This window comes from Falsiroseomonas oryzae (genome assembly GCF_027856955.1).
Taxonomy (GTDB): Bacteria; Pseudomonadota; Alphaproteobacteria; order Acetobacterales; family Acetobacteraceae; genus Falsiroseomonas; species Falsiroseomonas oryzae.
In genome coordinates this window covers 1-668 of the sequence record NZ_JAPSMD010000964.1, presented here as the reverse complement: position 1 = coordinate 668, position 668 = coordinate 1, and the positions used below count along the sequence as shown (strand labels likewise).

Annotated in this window: 1 protein-coding gene; it reads right to left on the bottom strand. The window is 78.1% G+C overall.

Translation table 11 applies throughout. The features are described 5' to 3' along the window. On the bottom strand, nt 1-668 hold a 668-nt coding region (locus OZN99_RS32980), incomplete at both ends, for a glycosyltransferase (RefSeq protein ID WP_270939384.1).

The window sequence follows — 668 nt, the reverse complement described above, 5'->3', positions numbered from 1 at the left end:
TCTCGCCCGCCAGCGCCTCCAGCGCCGCGCGCTCGCCGCCATCGCCGATCACCAGCAGCCGCAGCGCCAGGCCCTCGGCGCGCAGCAGCGCGCAGGCGTGCAGCAGGCGGGCGATGTTCTTCTCCGGCCGCAGCGCGGCGACGGTGCCGATCAGCGGCCCCTCCCCCGGCACCGCCACCTCGGCGCGTGGTCCGTCCGGGCGGAAGCGGGCGAGGTCGAGCCCGTTCGGGATGTGGTGCAGCCGCGCCGGCGGCAGGTGCCAGTCGTCGCGCGCGGCGCGCAGCAGCACGGTGGAGGGCAGCGCCACCTCGCTCCAGCGCAGCGCGAGGCGCCGGGTCAGCATGCGGCGCGGCTTCTGGCCGGCGGCCTCGTCCGGGCCGAAGCCGTCCTCGGTGTGCAGGTGGCGCAGGCGGGGCGGCACGAGGTTGGCCAGCGCCCATTCGATGCTGCCCCAGTTGCTGGTGACCAGCGTGGCCGGCCGCAGGCGGCGGAGCAGGCTGCGCACCCGCCAGGCCGCGCGGAGCGGATCCAGGCCCTTCGGCACCGGCGCCGGCAGCAGCGCATAGGGCACCTGCGGGCCGAGCCGCTCGGCGCAGCCGGTGCGCCCGTCCAGCGCGGCGATCACGTGCCGCCAGCGGGGGCCGAAGCGGTTGGCCAGCGCGGCGAAG